The 6,000-nt window shown below is 35.5% G+C and carries 4 protein-coding genes; all 4 read left to right on the top strand.

Annotated features, from left to right (window positions below):
- Positions 1–89 precede the first annotated feature (89 nt).
- Entirely contained in the window at positions 90–1,325 is a 1,236-nt protein-coding gene (locus tag LBQ60_01970) for a helix-turn-helix domain-containing protein (protein MDR2036671.1), read from the top strand.
- Between the two features lie 5 nt (positions 1,326–1,330).
- Positions 1,331–4,102: an SAM-dependent methyltransferase gene (locus tag LBQ60_01975; protein ID MDR2036672.1), complete on the top strand. Its 2,772-nt coding sequence runs from the start codon at positions 1,331–1,333 to the stop codon at positions 4,100–4,102.
- 558 nt (positions 4,103–4,660) lie between these two features.
- On the top strand, positions 4,661–5,332 hold the full coding sequence (locus tag LBQ60_01980; GenBank protein ID MDR2036673.1) for a HEPN domain-containing protein: 672 nt from the start codon (positions 4,661–4,663) through the stop codon (positions 5,330–5,332).
- An 88-nt stretch (positions 5,333–5,420) separates the two neighbouring features.
- A partial coding sequence (locus tag LBQ60_01985) for a type I restriction-modification system subunit M N-terminal domain-containing protein (protein ID MDR2036674.1) occupies positions 5,421–6,000 on the top strand: 580 nt, incomplete at its 3' end.

A 6,000-nucleotide genomic window follows, 5' to 3' on the forward strand; every position in this document is an offset into this window, starting at 1 on the left:
GTTGATAGATATTTATTTAAAAACATTGTGATAGAATGAGGGATAATGCCTATATTTGACAAAAATTGTCAAGTATAAGGATTATAAGAATGCAATCAATAGGATCAACATTAAAATATCTTCGAGAAGAGAAAGGGCTATTGCTTGAAGAAGTGTCGAAACTTACGAATATAGACGTTACACTTCTTAGCCGTATAGAGAATTGTAAACGTCTTCCCACAAAAGAACAGGTAGATATATTATGTAAATATTATCATGCAAAGCAGAATGATATAACAATCCAATGGCTAAGTGATAAAATTGTGTCTGAAGTAAAATATGAAGAGTTAGCAATACCTGCGATGAAAGTCGCAGAAGAAAAAATCAAATATAACTCTACAAATAAAAATGGTTTTTCGTTTGAACTAAAAGGGAAATCCAAGCTGTCACAGGATATCAATAAGATAGTTAATAAGGTTATACAAGGTGATTGTTTAGAGGTAATGCAAATTATTCCGGATAAATCTGTTGACATGATCTTGTGTGATTTGCCATATGGAACAACGCAAAATAAATGGGACTCTATAATTGACTTAACACGATTATGGGCTGAATACGAGCGAATAATAAAGGACGATGGAGTAATTGCCTTAACAGCTCAAGGTGTCTTTACTGCAAAACTTATATGTAGTAACGAGAAATTATTTAAATATAAAATCACTTGGATAAAATCTAAACCTACAAATTTTCTAAATGCAAAGAAACAGCCCCTTAGGAAGCATGAGGATATATGTATTTTCTATAAAAAGCAACCAACATATAATCCTCAGATGACCAATGGAGAACCATATGACAAAGGATTTAGAAAAGATCAATATACTGGTAGTTATGGGGATTTTAAATCCAAGCATGTAAAAAGCGATGGACAACGATACCCTAATGATGTTATTTTCTACGACGATACCCCGATTGATGATTATGTGTACATCAAAACCGCAGAAAGCGAAGGCCCTGTAGTGCATCCAACCCAGAAACCAGTAGAATTAGGGCGATATTTAATAAAAACATACACTAAGCCTGGCGACATTGTCTTAGATAATGCTTGCGGAAGCGGTAGTTTTCTTGTCTCTGCCTTACTCGAAAATCGACAATTTATTGGCATCGAGAAAAATGAAGACGCATTATTGCATAAAGTTGATCCGGTCGATTATATTCAGATTTGTATTAATAGAATAAAAGAGGCACTTAAAAGGAAAGAGATAGAAGACGCGACTTTAAGATTATTTAAAGAGCCAATTACAAAATATCATAAGATTTCATTTAAAGGCAATAAAACTAATCCCTGATTATTATGGCAAAGGTAAATTATAATGAACGTAGTTGGGCGATTGATGTTATTACAGAAATTGCCTTATATCTATCAAGGCGGCATTGGTATTTTAGAGCTGCCGGAGGGGAGAATACTATTAAAGAGAATAAGTCAAGCCTATTCCCAGACGTGCTTATCTTCAAGGATGTTCAAAAAGAAGATATACTTCATGGATGGGAATTAAAAATGCCTGACACCCCTATTAATAATCCTGATTTAATTGACAATGCGAAGAAAAAAGCAAAAATTCTTAAACGCGACAGTTTTCTTGTTTGGAATGTTAAGACAGCAGTATTATATATTAAAGACGGGGAGTCTTTCTCTATATATAAGACTTGGGATAGTATAGACATAAATAACAGGGATGAAGTAAAAGCAAAAGAAGCTTTATGGAAAGCATTGCTACATCAAATACTTGAAGATTTAAATAGCTTTTTCGAAGCAGGAGAGATTAGCGATACAGCATTTGAAATACTGGCTGTCGATGCTGTAATTGATGTTATTTTAGATAATATCCCACTCACTGTAGATAACCTAAAAAGGCGGATGAGAACAAATGCGAGGTTTGCTGCTGAAGTTAACCAATGGTGGCTATCATCTGCATCTGAATATGGTTATAATCCTACAACTGCAGGGGACAAGCCATATCAACTACCGACTTTGTCAAAAGTCATTTTGACAGATTGGGTCATTAAGATTGTCTTTGCCCATATATTGAAGCGTTATTTTAATGAAGCTCGGTCAATAGAAACAATTACTGATACCACAAGTATTTCGGAGGCCGAACAAATCATTTCTGACATATCAACAAATTGTGATTTCTGGAATATATTTAACAAGAACTTAGCACAAGAGTATATCTCATCTACTGCTTGGATCCAGCTAATACAAATTAGTCAATATCTCACAACTGTAAATCTCCAAGATATTGACATTGAAGTGCTACACACATTATTGCAATCGTCAATTGATGCAGCAAAAAGAAAGGTGGCTGGTCAATTTTCAACACCAGTAAATTTGGCTAGCCTACTTGTACGGTTAACTGTAGAGAATAAGGAATTAAATGTTTTTGATCCATGCTGTGGAACCGGTACTATCATTAATCAAGCTTACTTGTTGAAAGAAGAATATGATATCCCGCATAATGAAATTCTGTCGTCAATATGGGCTTCGGATAAGCATTCATTTCCAATACAGCTTGCAACACTAACTCTTTCAAAACCTGATAATATAGGCGAAATAGTTAATATTTTTAGTTCAGATGTAATAAAACTAAATGTTGACCAAAGAATCAAGTTCCATAATCCGAATGATGGGGCAGAGGTAGAAAAGAGACTACCTCGTATGAACTATATTGTATCTAATTTACCTTTCATACGAGAAAAGGCAATTAAAGAATTAAATCCAGACATAGCGGATATAAATGCATGGATAAGAAATGAGACTGGGCTAGACCTATCTCTAAGTGGTAAAAGTGATATCTTTGCCTATATTCCTTTCTACCTTTACAGAATATTAGGAGAAGAAGGTAAAGTCGGCTTTATTTTATCTAATGCATGGATGGGGACTGATTATGGCGATATTTTCCTGAGATTATTCCAACAATTCTATAGTATTGAAAATATAGTGATTTCAGGCAAAGGCAAATGGTTTCATAATGCAGAAGTAGTAACGACCATCATAATTGCCACTAAGAAAAATGCTGTGGGAGCAGAAGAAGATAGAAATAAGACTATAACATTCACAACATTGAATGAGTTCATAGAAAATGTAAATGATACACAACAAATAGCAGATGCAATTCTCGTGAATGGAGAAAACCGACAATTAAATAATCAGCAATATACAATTGCCAGTATTCAACAATTTGAGTCTATGGGCATTCCGTGGTGTGCGTATTTTGCTAAAATCAACTGGCTGCCTGAGATTGCCGCTCAGATTATTAGTTGTAATCAAATTTTTGATTTTACAAGAGGTGAGAGGCGAGGTTGGAATGAGTTGTTTTATCCGGCTGAAGGGCATGGAATTGAAGAAGAATATATTAAACCTATTCTTAAAAATCTACGACAAACAACCGCGTTAACTTGTGCTACAAACAAAGACGCATTCTGCTGTTCTCGAAGTGTTCAGGAACTTGAAGAGTTAAATCATACTGGAGCATTGAATTGGATTCGGCATTTTGAAGATCAAGTAAATGAGACAGGAATACCGCTGACTCAGTCACTCCAGCGAGCAAATATGTATTGGTATGAGATGAAAACCGATAATATGGCTGATTTTGTTGCAAATGTTAACTACGATAAGAGTTTGTTTATTCCTATGCTTCAGGAACGATCTTTTATTGACCAGCGATTGATAGGTCTTTCATTAAAAGAAGAATATCAAGGAGAAGACAAATCGTTATTCCTCGCGCTTTTGAATAGCATTTTTAGCATGTTTTTTATTGAGTGCATGGGATTTGGGAGAGGTCTTGGAGCGTTAGATTTGAGAGCGACTAAATTTGAGTCAGATTTTAAAATGCTAAATCCTAATATATTATCCCAAGAAGATAGAGCACGTATTATAGAAGCTTTCGATCCGATTATGAGGAGAGACAGATTGAATCTAGAGCAAGAAATAGAGCAGGCAGATAGAGTGCGTTTTGAAATGATGCTATTTGAGATATATGGTATTCAACAGTATTATGAGTCGATCAAAAAATCATTATTACATCTTTATAAAATCAGATTTGCTGTAAAGGAGTATATTGAATAATTCAAAGAGGTCTTATATATCCGATGATACCTTAATAATAGATTAACCTCATCGCCCGTTGTTCGCAAAGGTGCAGTATTGAAATAAGATAGTACGGCAAATAGTCCTGCTGAAAAGGTTGGGCGTTTGGCAAAAATTCATATCTTTGTGGCGTAATGAAATGCGGCGCAGATTAGCGCAAGGCCGAACGGACAAAATCGGTGACACTACGATTTACGACATTTTGACAAATTGATTATAAGGCGGTTACAGAAAGGCACAAAATCCCCTCTCTCCGCGAATAAAAAGAAAAATCCTGTAAATTTAGACGTTTACAGGATTTTTTATTTTCAGGAACATGCAAAAACGACTTTTCGATGAAATCGTAATCAAAATTTTCGACAACTCTCGGAGTGCCTAAGATCGTTTATGCTCATATGTTCAGAATCGGGGCAAAATGGCACGAAACGGATAAAAACAGGAACGCGGTGCAAATATATGGTTTAGTTTCAAATTGTTTAAGTCTGCTTCCAATTTTTATGATTTGTATGTTATCTTTGTCTTTCCATACAATTAAAAATGAAAAACTCGATTGCATATTTGCCGAAAGACAAACAGGAAGATTTGTTCTTTGCGGGAAGGGATTTCGACCGCGATATGCCCGTTCAGTTTCTCAACGACGATATCCGCACTTTCAATAAATCAATCGATGAAAGCCGTTATTTCTGCACCCAGATAAAACAAGAAGGGGTTGTGTTCTACGACAGCGGTAAATTCAAACTCTCCCGAAGGAGGAAACTTGACTATGATGAAATAAAACAACAGGCGCAGGAGTATTTTGATGAAAAATTTAAAGAAGCAAATGAATTTCTTGTTGATACTAATAATGCATATAATAGAGAAAATTATAAGAGAGCTTCATTTTATCTTCATCAGGCGTGCGAAAACTATTATTATGCCATCCGATTGACTTTCACGTTGCGGAACAACAAACAGCACAATCTATCCAAACTGTCGTCTTCGGTAAAAAAATATTCGGATGATTTGGAAACGGTATTCCCGCAGAATACGCCCGAAGAAAAACGTCTTTTCGCACTGCTAAAAGCCGCTTATGTGGATGCACGGTATAATCCTCACTTTGTGGTGGCGAAAGAGGATATCGATGCGCTGGTTTCGAAAGTCGAGCTATTTAGGGATATTACGGAGAGGATTTGTGTGGAGAAGATTAAGGAGTATGGGGAGCGGGAATAAAGTTGAATCAAAGGATAAAAGTAAAATCCTTAATATAAACTATTGAAGAAGATAACAATAAATGTAATTTAACTATTGAAAAATTATAATGACAGATTTTAGAGAAAAAGCCAATTTAATATGGCAGGTGGCAGACTTATTGCGTGGCGATTACAAACGTTCTGATTATGGTAAAGTAATTTTGCCATTGACTGTGTTACGTCGTCTCGATTGCGTACTAAAGCCTACAAAAGAAAAAGTTTTGGCTTATCTCCCCAAGATACAAGACAAGTCGGATAGTGCAAAAGACCTGATCCTTAATAAAATTGCCGGACACAATTTTCATAATCATAGTAAGTACGATTTTGAAAAACTGATTGCAGAACCTGAAAAAATAGCCCCCAATTTGCGGAACTACATAAATGGCTTTTCGGCAAGTGCCCGTGAAATTATTGAATATTTCAGTTTTGATGACCAGATAGATAGAATGGATGACCCTAAAGCTGATATTCTCTTTCAGGTAATTAAAAAATTTGCTGAAATAGACCTTTCAGATATGGATACCATGACAATGGGTTATGTGTTCGAAGAGTTGATACGTAGATTCTCGGAGCAATCGAATGAAACGGCAGGGGAACACTTTACCCCACGTGAGGTAATCAAATTATTGGTCAATGTTCTTTTCAATT

This window comes from Bacteroidales bacterium (assembly GCA_031275285.1).
Classification (GTDB): domain Bacteria; phylum Bacteroidota; class Bacteroidia; order Bacteroidales; family UBA4181; genus JAIRLS01.

What these genes read in the sequence shown, in the direction of transcription:
- LBQ60_01970 (MDR2036671.1), top strand. Translation starts at nt 90, where the DNA reads ATGCAATCAATAGGATCAACATTAAAATATCTTCGAGAAGAGAAAGGG.
- LBQ60_01975 (MDR2036672.1), top strand. Translation starts at nt 1,331, where the DNA reads ATGGCAAAGGTAAATTATAATGAACGTAGTTGGGCGATTGATGTTATT.
- LBQ60_01980 (MDR2036673.1), top strand. Translation starts at nt 4,661, where the DNA reads ATGAAAAACTCGATTGCATATTTGCCGAAAGACAAACAGGAAGATTTG.